The organism is Pseudomonas sp. S3(2024) (assembly GCF_036861315.1).
GTDB lineage: Bacteria > Pseudomonadota > Gammaproteobacteria > Pseudomonadales > Pseudomonadaceae > Aquipseudomonas > Aquipseudomonas putida_A.
This window is the reverse complement of sequence record NZ_JAZAQQ010000026.1, coordinates 1-1,585: the sequence shown is the minus strand read 5'-3', so window position 1 is coordinate 1,585 and position 1,585 is coordinate 1. Positions and strand designations below refer to the sequence as shown.

The window sequence follows — 1,585 nt, the reverse complement described above, 5'->3', positions numbered from 1 at the left end:
TGTCTCCCGACAGTTCGCACGGAGTTCCGACCATGCTCGTTCAACCCAAGAAGAAAATCTCAGCCCCCCATTCATTGCTGGACCCGCTAGTCCCCGGGCGCCTTCTGCCTTCCGGTCAGTGGGGGATCAACCGGGCGGCGGTGTTCACTTTTCCCGACCTCGGCCTGCTTGTCGTCATCCCCGTCTGGGCCAACAAGGCTATCGGCGACACCGTCAAGCTGCTGCTCAATGGCCGTGAGGTCGACGGGCGTCCCATCATTGACGAAGCCGAGCTCAAGCAACCGACCCTCTTGTGGGTGGCTCCCCGTCATCTGCAGAACGGTTCTTACGAACTCACCTACGAAATCAAACAGCCCAATCAAAAAGAAGAGCGTCCGGACACCCCTCTCAACCTCTTCGTCAAACTGGAACTCCCCGCTGGCCAGGACATCGACCCGCTCCCTGGTCACTCCAACCTGTACATGTACATTCCCCCGGAAATCGTCAACGGCGGGGTGGACAAAGACGTTGCCGAAGCGGGAGTGCCGATTGTCATCAGGTCCGCGGCCGGCAGCGGCTCGCCTTACCCGGACATCGCGGTGGGCGACGTCATTCATCTCAGTTGGGGTGGCTTTTTTGAGTATTCCACACCGGTGACCCAGGCGCAGATCGACGATCCAGCGGCAAACCCGATATTGATCACGGTCTCCAAAGCCACCATTGAGCTCGTCGGTGACACCGACGACTCTGGTCTGGCGGTCACCTTCAAGGTGCGCGACATCGTCGGCAATGAGTCGGAAGACTGGTGCAAGGCAACCCGCATCGTCGTCACCACCGGCACCGACCGGCTGAGCGCGCCTATCGTTCAGGAGGCTGTCAACAATGAACTCGACGTCGATAAACAGGGCAACAACGACATTACGGTCGTAGTCACCGCCACCCGGCCAGGCTTCGAGCTTAATGACATCATTCACTTGACCATGCTCGGCACCACCGTGGATGGCGAAGAGGTCAGGGTCACCGCCCTGCCCCAGACCGTCGACAATATCCCGCATAACTACGCGTTCAAGCTGTCCATTGCAGACGTACGCAAACTGGTCAATACCCAGGTCACTTTCTCTTATCAATTGGTACGCAACGGCAGCAGTCTTCCACTCTCCAAAAGGCAGTTTGTACATTTCAAAGGCGCTGCCCACCGCCTGGCCGCACCGATCATCGAGGAAGCCGAGGGAGACTTCATCGATCCCACGAAGACACCCATCAACGTCCGCATTCCGTTCGATCCGGCCATCGAGTACGGCATGGGCATTGAGCTGTTCCTGTTGGGTAAACGTCCGGACGGCAGCACCTTCCTGCCTGAGTTGGAGTGGCACATTCCGAAGGAGGATGAAGTCGAGAATCCCGAAGGTTTTGTCATCACCGTCGATGACTACAACCTCAAGCTCCTTGACGGCGGAACCCTGGAGGGTTGGTACGACCTGCTGATAGCCGAGGGCGACGAGATCCTCAGACGGGAATCGCTGCACACGAAATTGCTCAATGTGGGTGAACCGAAATTCGAGCTGGACGCCCCCATTGTCCTCGGGGTGGCGAACGGCTTCCTCGA

The 1,585-nt window shown here is 58.3% G+C and carries 1 pseudogene; it reads left to right on the top strand.

The features are described from left to right. Positions 1-32 precede the first annotated feature (32 nt). Positions 33-1,585, top strand: a pseudogene (locus VLA07_RS27045) (hypothetical protein); the annotation flags it as partial.